This window comes from Lentzea aerocolonigenes, from assembly GCF_000955955.1.
Taxonomy (GTDB): domain Bacteria; phylum Actinomycetota; class Actinomycetes; order Mycobacteriales; family Pseudonocardiaceae; genus Lentzea; species Lentzea aerocolonigenes_A.
This window is the reverse complement of the sequence record NZ_JYJG01000101.1, coordinates 39,960-60,527: the sequence shown is the minus strand read 5'-3', so window position 1 is coordinate 60,527 and position 20,568 is coordinate 39,960. Positions and strand designations below refer to the sequence as shown.

Below are 20,568 nucleotides of genomic sequence, written 5' to 3'. Positions count from 1 at the left end.
AACGTTCCGGGCCACGCCACTAGGTCGGCGCTGGCTCGAAAAGAGTGGCGTGATACCCGTTCATCGCGGCGATGAACGTGGAAAAGGCGCGCCGAGGATGTGGCCAGCAACAAGTCGTGTGCGCTGCCGCCTGCGAAGTTGTGCGTCACCGGACAGGGGCCTAGTTTGGTTGGAGTTCACCGAACATCGATCATCCGTGCGAGGTACATCTACAGGTTCTCCGGGTTGGGCGGCTGCCATCGGCGCTTCTCGCGGTTTGCCGATGGGAGTGACAGATGACGGAGCGGACTCCGCGCGTCGAAGCCGCCCGCGCGCTCGGTCAGGGCGTGCCGGCGCAGGGCAGGACCGCCCAGACGGACTTGCCGGTGACGAGCTGAGTAACGCCCCAGTGCGCGGTCAGCTGATCCACGAGGATCAAGCCGCGTCCTCGCGCGGCATCAGGGGAGAACGTCCGCAGCAGCGGCGGGGATGGAGAGCCGTCCTTGACGGTGATCTTGACGACCCAGGGGTCTGCCGAGCTCCGCAGTTCGACCTGCGCCGGAAACGCCGCGTGGTCGTAGACGTTCGAGACGAGTTCCGTGACAACGAGCAGCACGTCGCCGAGATCGTCCTCCTCCAGGTCGGGCAGAACCGACCGCGCCCAGCGGCGAACACCGGCGATGTCGGCCACGCCGCTGTCGAGCTCCAGAACGTGCACCCGATCGGGAGGTTCGTCGCCGATGGTCAAGCGGTGCCCCTCCTGTCGGTGACTGCGGGTGTAGGTACCCGCGTTGGATCAGTCGAAAACCGCATTTCCGGGCTTGCGAGAATGGCGGTTCGAGTGGCGCGTGGCGGGTGGAGGCGGAATGGATGATTCGCGGGATTCGTCAATTCGTTCGCGTGCGCTCGACCTGGTGACGGACGGGACGCTCAAAGAACTCGACCTCGAGAAACTCCTCGGCGTCCTGCTGGGCGGTGTCCGCGACCTGCTCGCGGTCGACACCGCCACCGTCTTGCTCGTGAACCGCAGCCGCGACCAGCTCGTGGCGAAGGCGACCTCGGGCCTGGAGGAGGAGGTATTCCAGGGTGTCCGCGTACCCGTGGGCAAAGGCTTCGCAGGTCGCGTGGCTCAGCTCCGGGAGCCGGTCCTGGTCGAGCACGTCGACGAGTCCACAGTGGTCAATCCGTTGCTGTGGGAGCACGGTCTGAAGGTGCTCCTCGGCGTGCCGATGATCGCGGAGGGCGAGGTGACGGGAGTCGTTCACGTCGGCAGCACCACGTCACGCCGCTTCACCGACGAGGAGGTCGAGGCGCTGCAACTCATCGCCGACCGTCTCGCGGTGGCGGTCTTCATGGATCGGACGCGATCGGAACGCGCCGCGGCCACCGTCTTGCAGGAAAGCCTGCTGCCAAGCCGGTTGCCGAGCACCAAGGGCTGGGAGTTCGCGGCACGCTACGTCGCGGGTGCGGAAAGCGGCGTCGGTGGCGACTGGTACGACGTGTTCGAACTGCCCGGTGAGCGCATCGGTGTGGTGATCGGCGACGTCGTCGGCAGCGGACTGCCGGCCGCTGTGGTCATGGGACGGCTCAGGAGCGCGTTGCGCGCCTATGCTCTGGACTGCCCGGATCCCGCGGAGGTGCTCGGCAAGCTCGACCGGAAAGCCAGCCACTTCGAGCACGACACGATGGCCACGGTCGCTTACGCCGTCATCGACACTGTGACGCACCACATGCGCCTCTCCGTGGCCGGACACCTGCCCCCGGTCATCGCGGTGGCGGGAGAGGAGACCCGGTTCATCGCTGTCCAGGTAGATCCGCCGGTCGGGTTCGACCTGTGCAGCACCGGCCGCCGGTGCATCGACGTCGAGGTGCCACCAGGCGCTCTGATCGCCCTCTACACCGACGGTCTCGTGGAACGGCGGGGCCAGGACCTCGACGCGGGCCTGGAACGGCTGCGCCGGGCCGTCAAGCCGACGGGTCCGGAAGCAGCGTGCATCCAGGTCATGGCCGCGATGGTCGGTGACCAGCCGGCGACCGACGACGTCGCGTTGGTCGCGGTGCGCCACAGCGTTTGACGAGTTCCCGGCAGGTTGGCCGAACACTGCACGGGTAGACAGTGGATCTCGCTCAGGGCTTGACCTCGCGGACAGCTTCACGGCCGTGCTGCGCCCAGTTCGTGGGCGGAGGACCTGCCTCGATCCGCAGGGGCCCTGGCCGCGTCCGAGGCGGTCTGCTTCACCTCGTCCGCCGCGTCGCGCAGGCCGGAGCTCGCTTACTCCTCCACGCGCTCGGCCGCCTCGGTGAGCGACTGCGTGACCGGCTCGACCGAGTCGCTCGCACGGTCAGCGAACTCCGCGACCGCGCGGGCCGATCGTCAGGTAATCGCAAGGCGGCGGGAACCCCACCAAGCGGCCGTCATCGGGTTGGGTACTTCTTCTCCGCCGCTGCCCAGCGTACGAGCCGGAAGGTCTCCAATGATCAACGCGATTGTCGCCGCGGCCATGGCGATGTCCACCGTCGTCCTCCCGCAGGCCGATGTCCCACCACCCGGCGCGGTCACCGTCGACACGATCAACGGAAGCGGCTGCCCCAGAGGCACGACCTCGGTGTCGGTGTCGCCGGACAACTCCGCCTTCCACGTGGTCTTCAGCAGCTATGCGGCCAAGGTCGGCCCCGGCGCCGCGCCGACGGACTTCCGGAAGAACTGCCAGCTGAGCATCAGGGTGAACGCGCCGGAGGGCTTCGTCTACGGCATCTCCAAGGTCGACTACGCCGGCTACCTCCACCTCGAACGCGGTGCCACCAGCATCCTGAGGTCCAGCTACTACTTCCAGGGCATGGCGGACACGGGCTACCGCAGCCACAACTGGCAGGGCCCGGCGGATGACGAATGGCAGGCCACGGACGTGGGCTCGCCGGTCATCTACCCGCCGTGCGGCGTGAACAGGAACCTCAACATCAACACCGAGCTGCGGGTCAACGTGGGCACGTCGGATGCGAAGAAGACGAGCTTCATGGCGATGGACTCGCTCGACGGCCATGCGAAGACGGATTACCACTTCTCCTGGAAGCGTTGCCCGTAGCCGAAAAGGCTGGTCGCAGGCCCGGAACCGCCGTGGCTCCGGGCCTGCGGGGTCACTATAGTTTCAGTGTGGAATGAAACAGGACGTAAACGATCAGTCCGGTCATGCCGAACGCCACCGCCGCACAAGCCGCCCCGAGGGAGTCCGGTGGAGCGAACAGCCAGCTGTCGCTGAAGAACGTGAGGGCGAACCACGCGCACGGTGGTGCCCACGCCAGATGCCCGCCGAACAGTCCAGCCCCCAGAGCCGCAAGTCCGGTCATGCCAACACATGCACGGGCCACGAAAGGCAGCGGCGCGGTGCAGGTGACGAGCAGTGCCGTCACCGAGGCGATCGCCAGGACGTGGGCGAGCCGGTACACCGGCCACCGCCAGGCCGCGGTGCGGTCGAGGTCGTCGTCCTGCCCGGAAAGCCCGACGGCGAGCGCGGAGACGGCGCCGGTGACGGCGAGTGCGGGCCATCTCGGGTCTGCGGACGGTGCCACGGCGCGGACGAGCAGGCAGAAAAGCGCCGCTGCCGCAACGGAGGCGGGCACCTGGCGGGAGCGCGCGTAGAGCAGGAGCGCCCTCACAACGTTCCACCCGTGAGTGCCGTGAGCTGGTCGCCCTGACACGACAAGCCCACCGCGCGGGCGGCACTCACCCGTGCCAGCTGCTGATCCGGTGGCAGCACGCGCAGGGCTTCCCAGGCGCGGCGGGCGGGTTCGGCCGCACCGGCTCTGATGAAGAGGTGGTCGCGCACCGGTTTGAGCTCTCCGGTGAACCAGGCGGCGGCGACGGCACGGGCGGCCGCCTCGCGGATCGTCCCCTGGTCGTCGTCGCTCTCTCCGAAACAGGTGGGCGTGCCCGCGCCCGCGACCAGCTCGGTGAGCCAGTCGCCGGGCTGGGCGGCCTCGAACGAGCCGTTGAACAGCACCGGCACCGTCTCGGGGCGCCGCGGAACGCCGCCGTGGTGCAGGCTCGGTTCTGGAACCTCTCGGACGGAGGTGGGCGCGTCGGGCAGTGTTGCCAGCAATCGCAACGCGTGCTCGGCCACCGGGGCGAACGAGTCCAATGTGGACGCACGCATCCTGGTCAGGCACACGTGCTCGCGGCACACGGCAGCCGACGCGGACTCGTTGAGCACGAGCGTCCTGGCGGGCAGCACCGGCAGCGCGATCGCGAAACCCGCCACGGCGGGAACGAGCGCGATCAGTCGCAGCCGCGCCGACGTGGCGACGAGGAGACCGAACCCGGTGAGCGCCAGCCCCGCCAGCCAGATCGCCTGCCCGGCGTTCGCCGCTGCGGCGACGGTGTCGTAGACGTTGCGCACGGCGGAGAGAGCGGGGGACAGCAGGACGACCTGGTTCGGCAGAACCCGCGAAGGGTCTGCCGCCGGGTCCTGGGAGATGGTGAGGAACACCAGGGCGACCAGCGCGCTCACCGCCAGCAGCGGAGGGGTGAGCACGGACGGGAAGGCGCGGGCGACCCCCATGCCCAGCCAGCCGCCCGCGACGACGGCGAGCGCGCCGACCGCGGTGATCGGCAGCCAGGCGAGGTGGAAGTAGCCGCCGTGCCAGATCACCTGGACGGCGCCGAGTGCGAACACCGTCAGGTAGCCGAGCACCAGGTAGATCGCGAGTGCGCCGGCGGTGACCGCTGCTCGTCGCCACGGCGGCCGCGCGGCGGTGGTGAGGAGGTCTGCGATGCCGGCGCGGTGGTCCCGCAGGCCCGCGACGGCGCCCGCCCCGACCACCAGCGGCCAGAGGAAGACGAGCAGGAACCGGATCCACTGGGCGGCCGAGTGCCATTGCTCGTCCCACGCCTCCGGACCTTTCCACCAGGGCGCGCTGACCGAGTACAGCAGCGCCACCGCGGTGGCGACGAGGAGCATGCCCGCCCACGGAGCCAGGGAACGGCGCAGCTCCAGGCGAAGAGCCCTCACCACGAACCCCGCTGACGAGGCGTGGCGAGCAGGGCGCTGTACCCGCGTTCGATGGGGCTGTCACCCGCGTGCTCGTCGGTGCCCGCCGCCGCGAGCTGGGCCGGCGTGCCCTGGAAGACGAGCCTGCCCTCCGCGAGCAGCACGACGTCGGTGCACGCGGCGGCGACGTCCTCGACGAGGTGCGTGGAGACGACCACGCAGGCGTCGGTGCCGAGCTCGGTGAGCAGCTCGCGGAACCGCAGGCGCTGGGCGGGATCGAGGCCGGCGGTGGGTTCGTCGAGCAGCAGGATCTCCGGGTCGTTGACGATGGCCTGCGCGATGCCCACCCGGCGGATCATGCCGCCGGACAACGTCTTGAGCCGGTCGTCGGCGCGGTCGGCGAGACCGACCCGTTCGACCGCGCGCTGGACGGCGGCCGGGACGTCGCGGGCGGGCATCTCCTTGAGCCAAGCCATGTACTCGACGAACTCGCGGACGGTGAAGCGGCGGTAGTGGCCGAACTCCTGCGGCAGGTACCCGATGCGGCGCCGCAACGAGCGCAGCTCCATGCCGCCCAGCAGCGAGAGGGTGCCGGAGGTGGGTCGCAGCACGGTGGCGAGGGCGCGGATGAGCGTTGTCTTGCCGGCGCCGTTCGGGCCGAGCAGTCCGTGGACGCCGCGTCCCATGGTGAGGGTGACGCCGTCGACGGCCGTGCGGCGGCGGCCGACCAGCAGCCGGAGGTCCCGTGCCTCGATCTCCCAGGCGAACGTGGTGGGCGCGGTCATCGGCTGGCCTCCAGACGCGTGAAAGCGGTGCGGTTCAGGGCGATCGCGAGCAACCCCAGCGCGAGCAACGCCGCCCACACCGGGATGGCCTCGGCGCTGAACACGGCGGACGTGCGGCTGAGCGCGATGGTCGGTGCGACGATCGCGCCGGCCCACAGCACGACGAGGGCGACGGCGGCGCGGGTGACGCCGATCAGCCCGCTGAGCGCCAGCGTGCCCGTGGTGAACGCGAGACACGGCAGCAGCCACTGGGCAGGCGAGGTGCCGGCCAGCCAGCCCGCCGCGAACAGGCCCGGCATCACCACGGCGAGCACGGCGGCGGTGCGCCGGAACACCAGGAGCAGTCCCGCGCGCGGGGTGGCCGCGGTGAGCTCGTACGCCGGGTCCAGTGCGCGTCCCCACGACGCCGCCACGCCGAGCACCGGCAGCACGGGTGCGATGAGCAGCACCAGCGAGATGCCGTCGCCGGTCGCCGAGCCGATCTGGTCGAGCAGGACGGCGACGAAGGTGACGAGGAGGATCATCGCGAGCCACGGACCGGCCATCGGTGAGACCCAGGCGGTGAGCCGGCGCCGCCACGGCCGTGCGCGCGGCATCTGCGGAGTGAGGTCGAGCAGCGGGGCGAGATCGGCCCACACCGCGTCGGCCACGGGGTCGGGTGCGAGGCGGCCTCGGCACGGCGCGCACGTCTCCAGGTGCGACTCGACCGCCCACAGCTGGTCGGCGGGGATGTCGTCGTCGCCTCGCGCGTAACGGCGCAGCAGCTGCTCGCCGGGGTGGTGGGCGGTCATGACAGGGCCTCCCGCATCGCGATCCTCGCCCGCCGTGCGCGGGTTTTGACGGTGCCCTCCGGCACCCCGAGCAGCACCGAGGTCTCCCGGACGGACAGTCCGTCGAGCACCATCGCCTGCAGCACCTGCCGCAGTTCCGGCGCCAGTGTCCGCAGCGCGTCGCCGACCTCGTCGCCGACCACGCCGTCGAGCGCCTCGTCCTCCGCGGCCCGGACGACGGGCTCGCCCGCGGCGGCCGCGGGTGGCTGGGCGTGGTGCGCGCGCCGGCGGAACGCGTCGATCAGGCGCCGGGCGGCGATGGTCCACAACCAGCCGACCGCGGTCCCACCGGTGGCGGCACCGGCGAACGCGTCGGCCGCGCGCCACACCGCGAGGTACGTCTCCTGCAGCACCTCGGCGACGATCTGTTCGTCCGAGCACCGCCTGCGCAGCCGCACTGTCAGCCACGGTGATGTGCGGCGGTACAGCTCCTCGAACGCGCGGCGGTCACCTCGTGCGACGCGCCGCACGAGGTGCTCCTCATCCAGGCCGGTGGGCTCACCCCGGATTGCTCTCACACTCCGCAAGACGTGGGGAACGCGGACCAGGTTCTCGCACTGATGTGTCGTGTGTCACACATCCGCTCGTGGAGAACCGGCTCGGGTGGTGCCGCCGTCTGGCCGCACGAGTTCCCCGAGAAGACGGAGCAGATGCGATGACAGTGTCCCAAGTGTCCCAAGTGGAGGTTCGCGGGGCCGTTTCGTCCCACGAACTGGTGAAGATCTACGGCAACGGCCCGACCGCTGTACGGGCGCTCGACGGCGTGAGCGTGCGGTTCCACGCGGGTGAGTTCACCGCGATCATGGGCCCGTCCGGGTCGGGGAAGTCGACGCTGCTGCACTGCCTGGCCGGACTGGACAGGGCCGGCTCCGGCACCGTCCACATCGGACCAGCGGAGCTGGGGTCGCTGAACGACACCCGGCTGACCCGGCTGCGGCGCGACCGGATCGGGTTCGTGTTCCAGTCGTTCAACCTGCTGCCGGCCCTCACCGCCGAGGAGAACATCCTCCTCCCGATGCGACTGTCCGGCCGCGAGCTGGACCGCACGTGGTTCGCGACGATCGTCGACATGCTCGGCCTGCGAGACCGGCTGCGGCACAAGCCGAGCGAGCTGTCGGGAGGTCAGCAGCAGCGGGTGGCGTGCGCGCGGGCACTGGTGGGCAGGCCGGACGTGGTGTTCGCGGACGAACCCACCGGCAACCTCGACTCGCGCACCGGCGCGGGTGTGCTGGAGTTCCTGCGCACTTCGGTGCGCGAGCTGGGACAGACGGTGGTGATGGTGACGCACGACCCCGTCGCCGCCTCGTACGCCGGCCGCGTGGTGTTGCTCGCCGATGGCCGGGTGGCCGGCGAGATCTTCCAGCCGACACCGGAGTCGGTGCTGGGCGCGCTCTCCAGGCTGGGGGCGTGATGCTGCGGACGACCCTGGCCGGGATCAGGGCGCGGTTCGCGCGCCTGGTGCTGTCGTCGATCGCCATCCTGGTCGGTGTGGCTTTCGTGTCCGGCACGATGGTGCTGGCCGACGCGCTGAAGGCGACGATGCGCGACGAGTTCGCCCGGTCGGCGCGCGGCGTCGACGCCGTGGTGGAACTCGGTGGTGAGCTGAAGCTGGACGTCGCCACCGTCCAGGCGGTCGACGGCGTCGCGAGCGCGGGGCTGCGGCGAAGCGTGCCGGTGCCCGTCGTCGGCGCGGGGGGCCGTGCGGACGAGGCCGACCTGGTCGCTCTGGCGGCAGATCCCGTGCTGCGCCCGCAGGAGATCAGGCAGGGCGCGATGCCTGCCGCGGGGCAGATAGCGGTCAGCGAACAAACCGCACGCGACCGCGGCCTCGCGGTGGGATCGGAGCTCGTGCTGCTCGGCCGCGACTCGGCACCGGTGCGGTTCACCGTGAGCGGTGTGTACGACAGCGGCACCGTGGAACGGCCCGGCACCGCGCAGCTGCTGTTGCCCGACGTCACCCCGTTCGTCGATCCAGCGGAACCGCTCTACAACGCTCAGATCGTCGTGCGGTCGTCCGGAGTGGACCAGGCGACGCTCGCCGACCGGCTGCGCACGGCGGTGGGAGGCGAGTTCCTGGTGACCACCGGCGCGGCGTACGCGGAAAACCTGCTCGCCCGCTACGGCGGCACCGAGGACGTCGCGATGGCGATGACCCTCTTCGCGGTGGTGGCGCTGATCGTGGCCGCGATGGTCGTCATGAACACCTTCACGATCCTCATCGCCCAGCGCACCCGCGAACTCGGTCTGTTGCGCAGCATCGGCGCCGAACGCAAGCAGATCTTCCGCTCCGTCCTGCTCGAGTCGGCCGTGGTCGGCGTGCTCGCGTCGGTGCTCGGCCTGGCCGCGGGAATCGGACTGGCGGCGGCTCTGCAGTCAGTGCTGGGATCTTCGCCGGTGCGGTTGCCGGTCGGTGCCCCCGCGGTCGCCGCCGCGTTCGCCGTCGGACTCGGGGTCACGCTGCTGGCCGCGGTGTTGCCCGCGCGCAGGGCGACGCGGGTCTCGCCGATGGAGGTGCTGCGCACTCAGGCGGACAGCCGCGAGGAAGTGGCGCGCACCGGCCGGGCGCGCACGGTGGTGGCGGTCGTGCTCGCTTCGGTCGCCGGGCTGCTGACCGTGCTGGCGATGACCTCGGGTGCGGGACCGAAGTTCGCGATGGTGCTCGCGATCGGTGCGGGCATGGTCCTGCTGGGCGCCGTCGTCACGGCGGGTCCGCTGCTGGTGGGGCCGCTGATCCGGCTGCTGGGCGCGGTGCCGCGGTCGTTGTTCGGCGTGCCGGCCGCGCTCGCGGTGGGCAACGCGATCCGCAATCCCCGCCGGACCGCGGCCACGATGGCGGCACTGCTGGTCGGCGTCTCGGTCGTGACCATGCTGACCGTGATCGCGACCAGTGTGAAGGAAACCAGGGACACCGAGCTGGAGCAGCGGTTCCCGGCGGACTACGAGGTGCGCAGCGCGGTCAGCGACCGCCGGTTGCCCGCCTCGCTGGTGGACCAGATCGCCGCCCGTCCCGGCGTCGCGCGGGCCGGAGGGGAGTCGCGGCTGTCGCTGACGCTGCGGGCGGGAGACACCAGTCGCTGGTCCGACACGGCCGCGGTGACCTCCGGCTCGCTCGGCACCCTGATCCGCCCGGAGGTCGTCCGCGGCGATCCGGGCTCACTGCGAGGCAACGGAATCGTCCTGACCGAGGAGCTGGCGCGCTCGGTCCGCGCCGACGTGGGCAGCGAGGTCCTGGCCACCGCGGACTCGGTCTCGCGGACACTGCGCGTGGTCGCGGTGATCAAACCGGCGGGCGGGATGGACGCCTACACCGATCTGGCGGTGTGGTCCGGTGACGGGGTGGACACGATCGCGGTGAAGATGGCGCCCGGTGCCGACGGCAGAAGCGTGCTGGACGCCGCGACGCGGAGTGTGCCGACCGCGAAGATCGTGAGTTTCGCCGACGTCCGAACCGAGTTCACCGCGCGGGTGGACCAGCTGCTCGCCTTCGTGTGGGCGATGATCGGACTGGCGGTGCTGACCGCCCTGTTCGGAATCGCGAACACGATGACGCTGTCGGTGATCGAACGGACCTGGGAGTCGGCCCTGTTGCGCGCCTTGGGTTTCACGCGTGCGCAGCTGCGCAGGACGCTCGTGGTCGAGTCGAGCCTGATCGCGCTGACCGGCGCGGTGCTGGGCGCGGTGGTCGGGGGAGCGTCGGCTGCACTGCTGGTCGTCGCGGTGTCGCGGGACGACGACCTGCGCATGGTGGTGTCCGTCCCGTTCGGACAGTTGGCGGCGTTGTTCGTCGCGGTCGGGATCGCCGGTGTGCTCGCGGCGGTGCTGCCGGCGCGGCGAGCGGCCTCGGCCTCGATCGTCGCGGGCATGTCCGACCACTGACGCCGCGCTGCCTGGTGCGCCATCGGGGCGCACCAGGCAGCGCGGTTCGTCCACTTCGGACCGGCGAGTGTGCTCAGACGGCAGGGCAGTGGAAGCCGTCTCGCGGCGCGGTGAGGCCGAGCAGGTAGGCGTCGGTGACCGCGCGGGTGCACGGAGTCCGGCGGTACACCCCGTGCCCGGTGCCGTCGTAGGTCACCAGCGTCGCTTTGCCGCGGGCCTGCCGACGCACGTTCACCGCGTTCTCGTACCCGGTAGAAGGGTCGTGCCGTGAGTTGAGCATCAGCACCTGCGGCGCCTTGACCGGCTGCCAAGGGGTGGGAGGGTTCAGCACGGGGCCCTGCCAGCCGATGCACCTGGTCAGCGCGAGGTCCCAGATCGGGGAGGCCTGGACCGTCGGGGCGGCCGCCCGCACGCGGGCGTCCACGGCCGCGACTTCCGCGGCGGTGCGGGGATGACCGGAGAAGTCCTGGCACAACACCGCGAAACTCTGGCGACTGGCCGCCGTGGCGCCGAAGCCCGCGGCCGGTTGCCCGGACAGGGTGGCGAAGTACTCGGCCATGCGCGGGAAATCCGGTGCGTAGCCGTGCCGCACGGTGCGGTTCGCGAGCTCGCCGGGCGTCAGCGGTTGGTCCGGCAGATCGGGTACGTGCAGGTCGCCACGCGCGGCGCGGGCACGAAGCTCGGCGTACAAGGCGTGAATGTCCTTGCCGTGCAGTGCACACGACGGGGTGTCGCCACACCAGCGCACGAACTCCGTGAAGATGTCCTCACCCGCGCGGGCACCCGCCTCCATCAGGCCGGGTAGCGGCATGCTCGCGTCGACCACGCTGTCGATCACCATCGCGCGCACGTTCCGGCCGAACCGCTCGGCGTACTTCTGGCCGTAGAGAGTGCCGTAGGACATGCCGTAATAGCTGATCTCGCGTTCGCCCAACGCCTTGCGCAGGTCGTCCATGTCCCGTACGGCACTCTGTGCGTCGACCCGGTCGAACACCGGTCCTGTACGGGAGCGGCAGTCCTCGGTCAGTGCGCGGTTGTAGGCCGCGAATGCGCCGAACCGCTCCGGGGTGTCCGGGCGTCCAGCCGGGTGCGGCAGTCCGAGGGCTGAGGTGTCGCAGTAGATCGGACTGCTGCCGCCGATGCCGCGCGGGTCGTGGCCCACGATGTCGAACCGGGCGAGGATCTCCGTGCTGAAGAGCTTCGGGGCGTCCTTCGCGAACTGCGCCGCGGATCCGCCAGGACCGCCGGGGTTGACCATCAGCACGCCGATGCGCCGACTCGGATCGGTGGCCGCACGGCGGGCCACGCTGAGATCGACCTGCGGGCCGTCCGGCCGAGCACGGTCGACCGGCACGCGCAGGGTGGCGCAGCCGGCCTCGGGCACGTCGGCGCAGGGCTCGAAACGCAATCCGGGAGATGCGGACGCCGGGGCCACCGGCAGGAGCAGCAGGACCACGGCGAGTGCGAGTTTCCTCATGCCCCGCAAGACGGACCGGATCCGGCGGAGGTTCTCACTGTGATGGGGCGCACATGTCCCGTGCCTCTTCGGTCCACATGGGACAGACAACCGCCGGGTTCTGGACGATTTCCGCCGGGCGGAAACGCGACCTGGCTCCCCGGCCGCGGCGGTTCCTACTGTCGGCACCCGCAGCCGGAGAACGCGGCATCCCCCGACGAAGTGGAGGCCCTTGTGGACACGACGCGAGAGAGCACCAGATGGGTCCGGCCGCTGTGCTGGGCCGCGGTGATGCTCGACGGGTTCGACATGGTCGTCCTGGGCGTGGTGCTGCCGGTCCTGCTGAGCGGCCACGTGTGGGGACTGACACCGGCGACCGGGGCACTCGTGTCGACGGCGGGCCTGGTCGGCATGACGATCGGCGCGCTCGCGATCGGCACGATCACGGATGTCCTCGGGCGCCGCAAAGCGCTCATGCTGTCGGTGACGATCTTCTCGGTGTTCACGTTCTTGTGCGCGTTCTCGCCGTCGTTCGAGTTCTTCGGCCTGATGAGGTTCCTCGCCGGCCTCGGGCTCGGCGGCTGCCTGCCGTCCGCCATCACCCGCGTGACCGAACATCAAGCGCGGCAAGGCAAAGGTGCCAGTGCGGCCACGTTCGTGATGACCGGATATCACGTCGGCGCCGTGCTGACGTCGTTGCTGGGGATCGTGCTCATCGCGGACTTCGGCTGGCGCTCGATGTTCGTCGTGGGCGCTCTTCCGGCGCTGGTGCTCGTCCCCTTGATGGCCAGGTACCTGCCCGAGTCGGAAGACCACGTGCGGCGACGTCGCGACGAGCCGGCCAAGGTGGGGCGCGAGGCCGTCGTGAGCCTGTTCACCGGTGGGCTGCTGCGGGCGACGCTGGCGTTCTGGCTGACCACGTTCTTCGGCCTGGTGCTGGTGTTCGGCCTCAACACGTGGCTGCCGCAGATCATGCGACAGGCCGGCTACCCGCTCGGCGCGGCACTCGGCCTGCTCCTGACGCTCAACCTCGGCGCCGTGATCGGCATGGTGGTCGCGGGCGCGCTGGCCGTGCGCCGCGGGGTGCGCGGCTCGACGATCGCCTGGTTCGCCGGTGCGGGCGCTTTCCTCGCGCTGCTCAGCATCCGGCTGCCCGGCGCGGGCGTCTACTCGGTCGTCTTCGCCGCGGGGTTCTTCGTCTTCAGCGCCCAAGCCCTCGTCTACTCCTACACGCAGCGGGTCTACCCGGCGCACGCGCGGGCGACCGGCCTCGGCTGGACCGCGGGGGTCGGCAGGCTCGGCGCGATCTGCGGGCCGTTGCTCGGCGGTGCGCTGCTGTCCGCGGGAGTCGCCTATCCGTGGGGCTTCTACGTCTTCGCGGGAGTCGGCTTCCTCGCGGCGATCAGCGCCGCGGCCGTCGCGGGCCGGCGGCAGCCGGCAGGCGAGATGACCTTCCAAGCAGTCCGATGACGAACGGGGAACACATGAACGACAAAGCGCAGATTCGCGAGGTCGTCGAGAACTGGGTGCTGTTCCGGGACGCCGGTGACTGGGCGCGGTTCGCGTCGGTGTGGCACGACGACGGCTGGATGACCGCGACCTGGTTCCAGGGCACCGCGGAGGGGTTCATCGAAGCGAGCAGGGCGGGCTTCGAGGCAGGCGTGCGAATCCTGCACTTCCTCGGCGGGCACACCAGCGAGGTGGCGGGTGACCGCGCGGTGGCCCAGACGAAGATGAAGATCCAGCAGCGGGGCTCGATCGGCGGCGTGCCGGTCGACGTCACCTGCACCGGGCGGTTCTACGACTTCTTCGAACGCAGGGACGGCCGCTGGGCGGTGGTGCGGCGCCAGCCGATCTACGAGCACGACCGCCTCGACGTCGTGACGCCCGGCGACACGGTCACCCTCGACGCCGGCGCCCTGGCCAGGTTCCCCGAGGGGTACCGGCACCTCGCGCACCTGCAGGAGAGCTCCGGACACGACGTGATGCCGGGACTTCCCGGCCTGCAGGGGCCTGAGGTCGACCTGCTGTACCGGGAGGGCCGCTCCTGGCTGCTCGGTTCGGCCACGGCCGGGACTCCGCTCGCCGCGACGAGCTCGGCGTGAGAGGGGTCGTCGTGAGCACAGCACGAGTGGTCTTCGGTTCGGGCACGATCGGCGAGCTGCGCGACGAGATCGAGCGGCTCGGCGGGCACCGGATCCTGCTGCTGGGCGGGCGCGGTGCCGCAGCCGCCGCGGCACGCGCCGAGTCGCTGCTGGGTGAGCTGGTCGCGGCGCGGTTCGACGGCGCGGCCCAGCACACCCCGGTCGAGGTCACCGACGAGGTGATGAGGCTGGTCCGCGACCACGGCGTCGACTGCGTGGTCGCCGTTGGCGGCGGCACGGTGACGGGACTCGCCAAGGCGTTGGCCGCGCGGGCAGGCATCGAGCAGGTGATCGTGCCCACCACCTACGCAGGCTCGGAGATGACACCGGTGCTGGGAGAGACCGCCGGCGGTGTGAAAGCGACGAGGTCGTCCGAGAGCATCCGCCCCGGCACGGTCATCTACGACGTGGAGCTGACACTGGACCTGCCGGTGCCGTTGTCGGTGACCAGCGCGATGAACGCGCTGGCTCACGCGGTGGAGGCGTTGTACTCCGAGGACTGCGACGACCACATCGCGGAGATCGCACTGGAGGCGGTCGAACGCATCGGCCGCGCCCTGCCGGTCATCGTGCGCGACCCGGCCGACCACACCGCGCGCGAGAGCCTGCTGAGGGCGGCGTGGCTGGCCGGAACGTGTCTCGGTGCCGCGGGCATGGGCCTGCACCACAAGCTCTGCCACACGCTCGGAGGCTCGTTCGGTCTGCCCCACGCCGAGACGCACACCGTGCTTCTTCCCCACGTGATCGCCTTCACGGCGCCGGCCACGCCTGGCGTGATGACCGCCATCGCGAAGGCGCTCGACGCCGAGGACGCCGCCACCGGAGTCCTCGACCTCATCACCTCGGCAAGTGGGCCGACCTCGTTGAGCGAGCTCGGCCTGCGGTTCGACGATCTGGAGGCCGTCGCGGCCGCCGCCGTGGCCGTGCCGTACCCGCACCCGCGGCGGCCGAGCTGGCCAGAACTCCTGGAGCTGCTGAAAGCGGCCTGGCGAGGCACGCGCCCGTCCGCCGCGCGCACGACGGACCCGGACCTCACCACGCTGACGGGCCAGGTCGTGGCCAGCTTCGACACCACCACCGACCCGCGGCGACGGCAGCTGCTGACCAGCCTCGTGCGCACCCTGCACGACTACGTGATCACCAACGACGTCACCGAACGGGAGTGGCAGCACGCCGTCGACTTCCTCACCCGGACCGGACAGACGTGCGACGACACCCGGCAGGAGTTCATCCTCCTGTCCGACGTCCTGGGCGTCTCGAGCGTGGTGGACCTGCTCGCCAACTCGCGGACGCCCGACACGACCCCCTCGGCGGTGCTCGGCCCGTTCTACGTCGAAGGGCCACCCGAGCAGGACGACGGCGCGGACCTGTCCGGCGGCCTGCCCGGCACTCCACTGTGGATCGACGCCAGGGTGGTGGACTCAGCGGGAAACCCGCTCGGCGACGCGGTCGTGGACGTCTGGCAGTCCGATGAGGACGGTTACTACGACGTCCAGCTGCCAGACCTGGACGGCCCGGTGCTGCGCGGACGCTTCCGCACCAAGCCCGACGGCAGGTTCCGGTGCTGGTCCATCCTGCCGTGCGAGTACCCCATTCCCACCGACGGCCCGGTCGGCGAGCTGCTCGCCGCGGCGCGCAGGCACCCCTACCGGGCACCGCACGTCCACTTCCTGATCCAGGCGGCAGGCCATCGCAGGCTCATCACCCAGCTGTTCGTCAGCGGTGGCGCGTACCTCGACCTGAGCGGTGGCCGCGGTGACGCCGTCTTCGGCGTGAAGGACCGGCTCGTCGCCGACTTCACCGAGCACAGCGGGCCGGCTCCTGATGGCCGGGTCGTCGACGGGCCGTGGCGCTCACTCGAGTACACGTTCCACATCGCCCCGGAGGACAGCCATGATCTTTGAGAGCGCGCGAGAGCGGGTCAGGAGCATTTCCTCGTCGGAGGTCGAACCGGGAGGCAGCCGGGACGTGGGACTCCTCGTCCTGCGGGTGGGCCTGGCCGCGGTCGTGGGTGCGCACGGCCTGCAGAAGCTGTTCGGGCTCTTCGGCGGTTCGGGCATCGACGGCTTCGCCAAGACCCTCACCGGCTACGGCTTCGCCAGGGGTACAAGCCTGCTGGCCTGGGTGACCGCGCTGAGCGAGACCGGTGGAAGCCTGTTGCTGCTGTTCGGCTTCCTCACTCCGCTGGGCAGCGCGGCGCTGCTCGGCGTGGCGCTGAACATCGTGTACGTCCGCGCCCCCACGGGCTTCTTCCTCAACGGCACGAAGGAGGGTTTCGAGTTCCAGCTCGTTCTCGCGGTGGTGGCTCTCGCACTCCTCTTCACCGGTGCCGGCCGTTACGCGGTGGACGCCAGGACACCCTGGGGCCGCGAGCCCGGGCGGTTCGGCCTCGCGGCGCTGGCATTCGCCGTCGTCACCTCCGTCGGAGTGGTGGTCTTCTTCCGGTGACGAGAGGCTGTGCACATGGGAGGCAACACCCGCGAGGCGGGCCGGACCACGGCTGACCGGCTGTTGTCGCTGCTGGCCGCGTTCTCCTCGGCGCGGCCGCAGCTGACGCTCAGCGAGCTGGCGGAAGCCTCGAACCTCCCCGTCGCGACCGCGCACCGGCTGGCAGGGGAGCTGGTCACCTGGGGTGCGCTGGAACGACTGCCCGACGGCCGGTTCCAGATCGGGCTCCGGCTGTGGAACGTCGGCGCGCTCGCACCGCGGCACCGGGACCTGCGATCGGTCGCCATGCCGTACATGGAAGACCTCTACGAGGCGACGCACGAGAACGTCCAGCTGGCGGTGCGGGACGGCACGAGAGCCCTCTACCTCGACAAGCTGTCCGGCAACCAGTCGGTCGGCACGCTGACCGAGGTCGGCGGTCACCTGCCGCTGCACGCCACCGGAGTCGGCAAGGTCATCCTCGCGTTCTCCGAGCCGGAGCTGCTGACCAGGGTGGCCTCCGAGGGACTGCGGCCGTGCACCCCGCACACGATCACCCTCCCCGGAGTGCTCGCGCAGACGCTGCGCCAGGTCCGCCGCGACAAGCTCGCCTACTCCCTGGAGGAGATGACCGTTGGCGCGGCGTCGGTCGCGGCTCCGATCTTCGGTCCGGACGGCGGCCTTCGCGCCTCACTCGCGCTCGTCGTGCGCTCGTCCACCAACGTGAAGGCGCTCGCGGCAGCCGTGCGCACCGCGGCGCTCGGTGTCACACGAGCACTCGGTCAGAGGGCGCACCGGGAGTCCGGAACGGACTCGATCGTCTCGCGCACGTCCGACCACTGACAAGAACGGACAGACTGAGCTGCCAGGCGCGGGTTGGGGCGTTCGCCGTAATCCGGGCAGACGCACCGGTCGTAGACTCGAGGTGTGGTCGCGCTCTCACAGGCGACCGTTGTGAGGTCTTTTCCTTGGCACACCTGGAAAAGGGTGTGTTCCCCTGCACCAAGGAGGATCCTGATGAAATCCCGTCTCGCCGCCCTGACCGCCACCCTGCTGCTGGGCGTCGCTCTCACCCCATCCGCCTCCGCCGACGTCGCGGCGGCCACCACCGATCTCGCCACCGCGGTCGCCGACCGGCTGGGCGACCGCACCGCGGGGTCCTACCAGGACTCCGCGACGGGCAGGCTCGTCGTCGCGGTGACCGACACCGAGACCGCTCACGCCGTCCGCGCCGCGGGTGCGGTGCCCCGGTTCGTCACCCGCAGCGGCGCGGTGCTGAAGGCCGCGACCGAGAAGCTGGACCGGTCCGCGGCGATCCCCGGCACTTCGTGGGGGATCGACCCGAGGACGAACCAGGTCCTCGTGTCCGCCGACAGCACGGTGACCGGCGAGAAGCTGGCGAAACTGCGCGGCGTGCTCGCCGGGCTCGGGGACACGGCACGGCTGGAGCACGTACCCGGCGCGTTCACCACGACGATCACCGGTGGCGACGCCATCTACGGCGGCCCGTACCGCTGTTCGCTCGGGTTCAACGTGAACCGGCCGGGCAGCAGCACCGCGTGGTTCCTGACTGCGGGCCACTGCGGCAACGCGGCGGCCACCTGGTCGGCCGCCGGAGGCCAGGTGATCGGCACGCGTGAGGGCAGCAGCTTCCCCGGCAACGACTACGCCCTCATCCGCTACACCTCCGGCATCGCGCGGCCCGGCGCGGTGAACCTCTACAACGGCACCACCCGTGACATCTCCAGGGCCGCCGACCCGTACGTGGGCCAGTCGGTCGGGCGCAGCGGCAGCACGACCGGGTTCCGCACGGGCCAGGTGACCGGGCTCAACGTGACGGTGAACTACAGCGACGGCACCACGGTGTACGGACTCATCAGGACCACCGTGTGCGCCGAAGGTGGTGACAGCGGTGGTTCCCTGTTCGCCGGCAACACCGCGCTCGGCCTCACCTCGGGTGGCAGCGGGAACTGCTCCAGCGGCGGCACCACGTTCTTCCAGCCCGTGGTGGAGGCGTTGAACGCCTACGGCGTGCGCGTCTACTGAAGTCCTGCCGGGAAAGGGGCGATCATGCCCGCCGGTCACCGGGTCAGCGCGCTACGCTCGGTCGAACGATCAACCACCAGGGGGAACGCAGATGACGGCTTCTCGTGCAGTGCTGGCAACCATCGGTGCGATGCTGATGTTCGGGTTGACCGTGGGGCAGGCTGCCGCCACTGAAGCCCCGGCGGATGCGGGCGTGCATGCCGATGAGGGCCTCCCCACGGCCTGCATCATCGGCCTGGGCAACGACGGCAACTGAGCAGGTCGGGCTTGCGCGGCGGCGTGTCAGCTGCCGCGCATCCACAGCGCGATCTCGCATGGGCTTTCGTGTCAGACTCGGTGCCACCTTTTTCCGGGCTGTTCACGTCGGCATCGGTGACCTTGTGCTCCAGCGCGTCGCGTGTGGACTTGAACAGAACGAGGTACGACGTTGACTGACGAGCTGTTCTCCAAGAGCCACGTGATCACGTTGATGATCGCGTCGTTGATCGGGGTGGGGTTCGGCATCGGGTGGTGGTTCTCCGGTGTGGCCGCGCTTTCCAGCGGTGGGACCGTGCTGATGGTGCTCGGTGTGGTGATCGCCGCAGGCCTCGCGGGCTGGGTGCTCCGCTTCGGCCGGTTCGCTGGGCGGTTGCCTGGCGGTGGCGGGCGGGAGGCCGGCCCGTTCGGCCGGACGTACGGGATCGCGGTGTTGCTGATGGTGGTCGCGATCTTCGCGGGGTCGCGGCTGTTGACGGTGCTCGATCTGCCGCAGGCGGTGCCGGCGTGGGTGCTGTTCGTTGTCGGAGTGCATTTCGTGCCGTTCGCGAAGCTCTTCGGTTCCACCAGGTTTCTGTTGCTGGCCGCGTTGCTCTGTGGTGTGGGTGTGCTCGCGGTCGGCCTTGGCGTGGCCGGGCTGGGCTGGTCGTGGCGACTGGTGCCCGGCTTCGGTGGGGCGATCGTGTTGTGGGGCACGGTGGTGGCGGGCCTGCTCGACGGGCAGAAGCTGGCTCACCGCTCTGTCGTCTGACGCGCAGGGCCGGGGGCGTCGCGTCGCCGACCGTCCGGGTCACAGCGACGCGCGACCGGAACACCGAACGTTTCACCGCGGGGACCAGCCGGGAGAAATGCTGTTGCAGCAGCGGCGAACCCGCTGCCCGGCACATCTGACTGCCATGCCATCGCCGACGCGGGCTCAGCGCACCTGTTCGGCCTTGAACTGCATTCGCGGCGTCGCGTAGAACTCCTGGGCCTGCACCAGCCGCAGCTCGCGCTCACCGGAGCGGTGGGTCAGGTCGATCAGGTCGAAGACGCTCGACGCGGTGCGCTCCAGGGCCAGTGCCGCGTCCTTCGTCTGCACGTAGTGGGCGGTGAACAGCGCGGCCGTGACGTCGCCGGACCCGTTCGCCTTGAACGGCAGGTGCGGGGTGCTCACGAGCCACGACCCGGCGGTGTCCACGACGAGCATCTCGATCGTGCCCTCCTCCCGGTCGGGCCGCTCGACACTCGTGACCAGCACGGTCGACGGGCCCATCGCGCGGGCGAGATCGGCCGACGCCAGCGTGTCCTCGACACTCGCCGGCTCGGTGCCGGTGAGGAAGCCCAGCTCGAACTGGTTCGGGGTGATGATGTCGGCCACCGGCACGACCCGGTCGCGCAGCAGCACGGGGATCTCGGGCGCGACGAAGCACCCGGACTTGGCGTTGCCCATCACCGGGTCGCACGCGTAGAGCGCCGCCGGGTTCGCGGCCTTCACCCTGCGCACCGCGTCGATGATCACATCGGCGATGCCCGTGCCTCCCTGGTAGCCGGACAGCACGGCGTCGACCTGCGGGAACACCCCGCGTTCCTCCACCCCGAGCAGGATCTCGGCCACGTCCGACGGCGGCAGCAGCGGACCGCGCCACGCGCCGTACCCGGTGTGGTTGGAGAAGTTCACCGTGGGGATCGGGACGACCTCGACCCCGAGGCGCTGCAGCGGGAACACGGCGGCGGAGTTGCCGACGTGGCCGTGGGCGACGACCGACTGGATGGACAGAACCTTCATGCGCCCACCCTAGAACG

At 70.6% G+C, this 20,568-nt stretch carries 20 protein-coding genes; 12 read left to right on the top strand and 8 right to left on the bottom strand.

The genetic code is table 11. From position 1 onward, the window contains the following. Positions 1–319 precede the first annotated feature (319 nt). Entirely contained in the window at positions 320–727 is a 408-nt protein-coding gene (locus UK23_RS16685; protein WP_082114709.1) for an ATP-binding protein, read from the bottom strand. A gap of 166 nt (positions 728–893) precedes the next feature. Between UK23_RS16685 and UK23_RS16680 the strand changes: the two genes are divergently transcribed. Next, positions 894–2,054 (top strand): GAF domain-containing SpoIIE family protein phosphatase, encoded by a 1,161-nt coding sequence (locus UK23_RS16680; RefSeq protein WP_330770109.1) that lies wholly within the window; start codon positions 894–896, stop codon positions 2,052–2,054. Between the two features lie 399 nt (positions 2,055–2,453). After that, positions 2,454–3,062, top strand: a complete 609-nt coding sequence (locus UK23_RS16675; protein WP_045312441.1) for a DUF4360 domain-containing protein — start codon at positions 2,454–2,456, stop codon at positions 3,060–3,062. A 55-nt stretch (positions 3,063–3,117) separates the two neighbouring features. Here UK23_RS16675 and UK23_RS16670 read toward each other — a convergent pair whose 3' ends face one another. From UK23_RS16670 to UK23_RS16650, 5 genes are read right to left on the bottom strand one after another with little or no spacing between them, the layout of a single operon-like run. Continuing rightward, positions 3,118–3,633 carry a hypothetical protein gene (locus UK23_RS16670; RefSeq protein ID WP_045312440.1) on the bottom strand — a complete coding sequence of 172 codons (516 nt, stop codon included), beginning with the start codon at positions 3,631–3,633 and terminating at the stop codon, positions 3,118–3,120. Beyond that, a complete protein-coding gene (locus UK23_RS16665) occupies positions 3,630–4,985 on the bottom strand; it encodes a hypothetical protein (protein WP_156213158.1) in 1,356 nt (451 codons plus the stop codon). The genes UK23_RS16670 and UK23_RS16665 overlap by 4 nt, the downstream gene beginning before the upstream one ends. Beyond that, the gene (locus UK23_RS16660) at positions 4,982–5,749 is read right to left on the bottom strand and encodes an ABC transporter ATP-binding protein (RefSeq protein ID WP_045312438.1); all 768 of its coding nucleotides are present in this window, start codon (positions 5,747–5,749) and stop codon (positions 4,982–4,984) included. The genes UK23_RS16665 and UK23_RS16660 overlap by 4 nt, the downstream gene beginning before the upstream one ends. Next, positions 5,746–6,540 (bottom strand): membrane protein, encoded by a 795-nt coding sequence (locus UK23_RS16655; RefSeq protein ID WP_045312437.1) that lies wholly within the window; start codon positions 6,538–6,540, stop codon positions 5,746–5,748. The genes UK23_RS16660 and UK23_RS16655 overlap by 4 nt, the downstream gene beginning before the upstream one ends. Beyond that, the gene (locus tag UK23_RS16650; RefSeq protein WP_419503883.1) at positions 6,537–7,049 is read right to left on the bottom strand and encodes an RNA polymerase sigma factor; all 513 of its coding nucleotides are present in this window, start codon (positions 7,047–7,049) and stop codon (positions 6,537–6,539) included. Before UK23_RS16650 ends, UK23_RS16655 begins: the two co-directional genes overlap by 4 nt. Before the next feature lie 185 nt (positions 7,050–7,234). Between UK23_RS16650 and UK23_RS16645 the strand changes: the two genes are divergently transcribed. Together UK23_RS16645 and UK23_RS16640 are read left to right on the top strand one after the other, a co-directional pair. Then, on the top strand, positions 7,235–7,990 hold the full coding sequence (locus UK23_RS16645) for an ABC transporter ATP-binding protein (RefSeq protein ID WP_045312435.1): 756 nt from the start codon (positions 7,235–7,237) through the stop codon (positions 7,988–7,990). Beyond that, a complete protein-coding gene (locus UK23_RS16640; RefSeq protein ID WP_045312456.1) occupies positions 7,990–10,455 on the top strand; it encodes an ABC transporter permease in 2,466 nt (821 codons plus the stop codon). Before UK23_RS16645 ends, UK23_RS16640 begins: the two co-directional genes overlap by 1 nt. Positions 10,456–10,528: 73 nt before the next feature. Here UK23_RS16640 and UK23_RS16635 read toward each other — a convergent pair whose 3' ends face one another. Next, positions 10,529–11,932 (bottom strand): alpha/beta hydrolase, encoded by a 1,404-nt coding sequence (locus UK23_RS16635; protein ID WP_045312434.1) that lies wholly within the window; start codon positions 11,930–11,932, stop codon positions 10,529–10,531. A 270-nt stretch (positions 11,933–12,202) separates the two neighbouring features. Between UK23_RS16635 and UK23_RS16630 the strand changes: the two genes are divergently transcribed. The 8 genes from UK23_RS16630 to UK23_RS16600 all read left to right on the top strand — a co-directional run bounded on the left by UK23_RS16630 (position 12,203) and on the right by UK23_RS16600 (position 19,534). Then, entirely contained in the window at positions 12,203–13,381 is a 1,179-nt protein-coding gene (locus UK23_RS16630) for an MFS transporter (protein ID WP_045312455.1), read from the top strand. A 14-nt stretch (positions 13,382–13,395) separates the two neighbouring features. Beyond that, positions 13,396–14,016, top strand: a complete 621-nt coding sequence (locus UK23_RS16625) for a nuclear transport factor 2 family protein (RefSeq protein ID WP_196777765.1) — start codon at positions 13,396–13,398, stop codon at positions 14,014–14,016. A gap of 11 nt (positions 14,017–14,027) precedes the next feature. Then, a complete protein-coding gene (locus UK23_RS16620) occupies positions 14,028–15,959 on the top strand; it encodes a maleylacetate reductase and hydroxyquinol 1,2-dioxygenase domain-containing protein (protein ID WP_231114524.1) in 1,932 nt (643 codons plus the stop codon). Between the two features lie 64 nt (positions 15,960–16,023). Next, on the top strand, positions 16,024–16,503 hold the full coding sequence (locus UK23_RS16615; RefSeq protein WP_052684721.1) for a DoxX family protein: 480 nt from the start codon (positions 16,024–16,026) through the stop codon (positions 16,501–16,503). Between the two features lie 15 nt (positions 16,504–16,518). Further along, positions 16,519–17,325, top strand: coding sequence for an IclR family transcriptional regulator (locus UK23_RS16610; protein WP_045312431.1), 807 nt, complete (start codon positions 16,519–16,521; stop codon positions 17,323–17,325). Positions 17,326–17,499: 174 nt separating this feature from the next. After that, positions 17,500–18,528 (top strand): S1 family peptidase, encoded by a 1,029-nt coding sequence (locus UK23_RS16605; protein WP_045312430.1) that lies wholly within the window; start codon positions 17,500–17,502, stop codon positions 18,526–18,528. A 91-nt stretch (positions 18,529–18,619) separates the two neighbouring features. Continuing rightward, positions 18,620–18,784: a hypothetical protein gene (locus UK23_RS51630; RefSeq protein WP_156213157.1), complete on the top strand. Its 165-nt coding sequence runs from the start codon at positions 18,620–18,622 to the stop codon at positions 18,782–18,784. A 171-nt stretch (positions 18,785–18,955) separates the two neighbouring features. Continuing rightward, positions 18,956–19,534 carry a hypothetical protein gene (locus tag UK23_RS16600; protein WP_045312429.1) on the top strand — a complete coding sequence of 193 codons (579 nt, stop codon included), beginning with the start codon at positions 18,956–18,958 and terminating at the stop codon, positions 19,532–19,534. Positions 19,535–19,699: 165 nt separating this feature from the next. Here the strand turns inward: UK23_RS16600 and pdxY are convergent, their stop codons facing one another. Next, positions 19,700–20,551: a pyridoxal kinase PdxY gene (pdxY, locus tag UK23_RS16595; RefSeq protein ID WP_045312428.1), complete on the bottom strand. Its 852-nt coding sequence runs from the start codon at positions 20,549–20,551 to the stop codon at positions 19,700–19,702. Positions 20,552–20,568: the final 17 nt, after the last annotated feature.

Coding starts and splice junctions, on each gene's coding strand:
- UK23_RS16660 (WP_045312438.1), bottom strand. CDS start 5,749: ATGACCGCGCCCACCACGTTCGCCTGGGAGATCGAGGCACGGGACCTC.
- UK23_RS16625 (WP_196777765.1), top strand. CDS start 13,396: ATGAACGACAAAGCGCAGATTCGCGAGGTCGTCGAGAACTGGGTGCTG.
- UK23_RS51630 (WP_156213157.1), top strand. CDS start 18,620: ATGACGGCTTCTCGTGCAGTGCTGGCAACCATCGGTGCGATGCTGATG.
- UK23_RS16645 (WP_045312435.1), top strand. CDS start 7,235: ATGACAGTGTCCCAAGTGTCCCAAGTGGAGGTTCGCGGGGCCGTTTCG.
- UK23_RS16635 (WP_045312434.1), bottom strand. CDS start 11,932: ATGAGGAAACTCGCACTCGCCGTGGTCCTGCTGCTCCTGCCGGTGGCC.
- UK23_RS16630 (WP_045312455.1), top strand. CDS start 12,203: ATGCTCGACGGGTTCGACATGGTCGTCCTGGGCGTGGTGCTGCCGGTC.
- pdxY (WP_045312428.1), bottom strand. CDS start 20,551: ATGAAGGTTCTGTCCATCCAGTCGGTCGTCGCCCACGGCCACGTCGGC.
- UK23_RS16655 (WP_045312437.1), bottom strand. CDS start 6,540: ATGACCGCCCACCACCCCGGCGAGCAGCTGCTGCGCCGTTACGCGCGA.
- UK23_RS16675 (WP_045312441.1), top strand. CDS start 2,454: ATGATCAACGCGATTGTCGCCGCGGCCATGGCGATGTCCACCGTCGTC.
- UK23_RS16610 (WP_045312431.1), top strand. CDS start 16,519: ATGGGAGGCAACACCCGCGAGGCGGGCCGGACCACGGCTGACCGGCTG.
- UK23_RS16640 (WP_045312456.1), top strand. CDS start 7,990: ATGCTGCGGACGACCCTGGCCGGGATCAGGGCGCGGTTCGCGCGCCTG.
- UK23_RS16605 (WP_045312430.1), top strand. CDS start 17,500: ATGAAATCCCGTCTCGCCGCCCTGACCGCCACCCTGCTGCTGGGCGTC.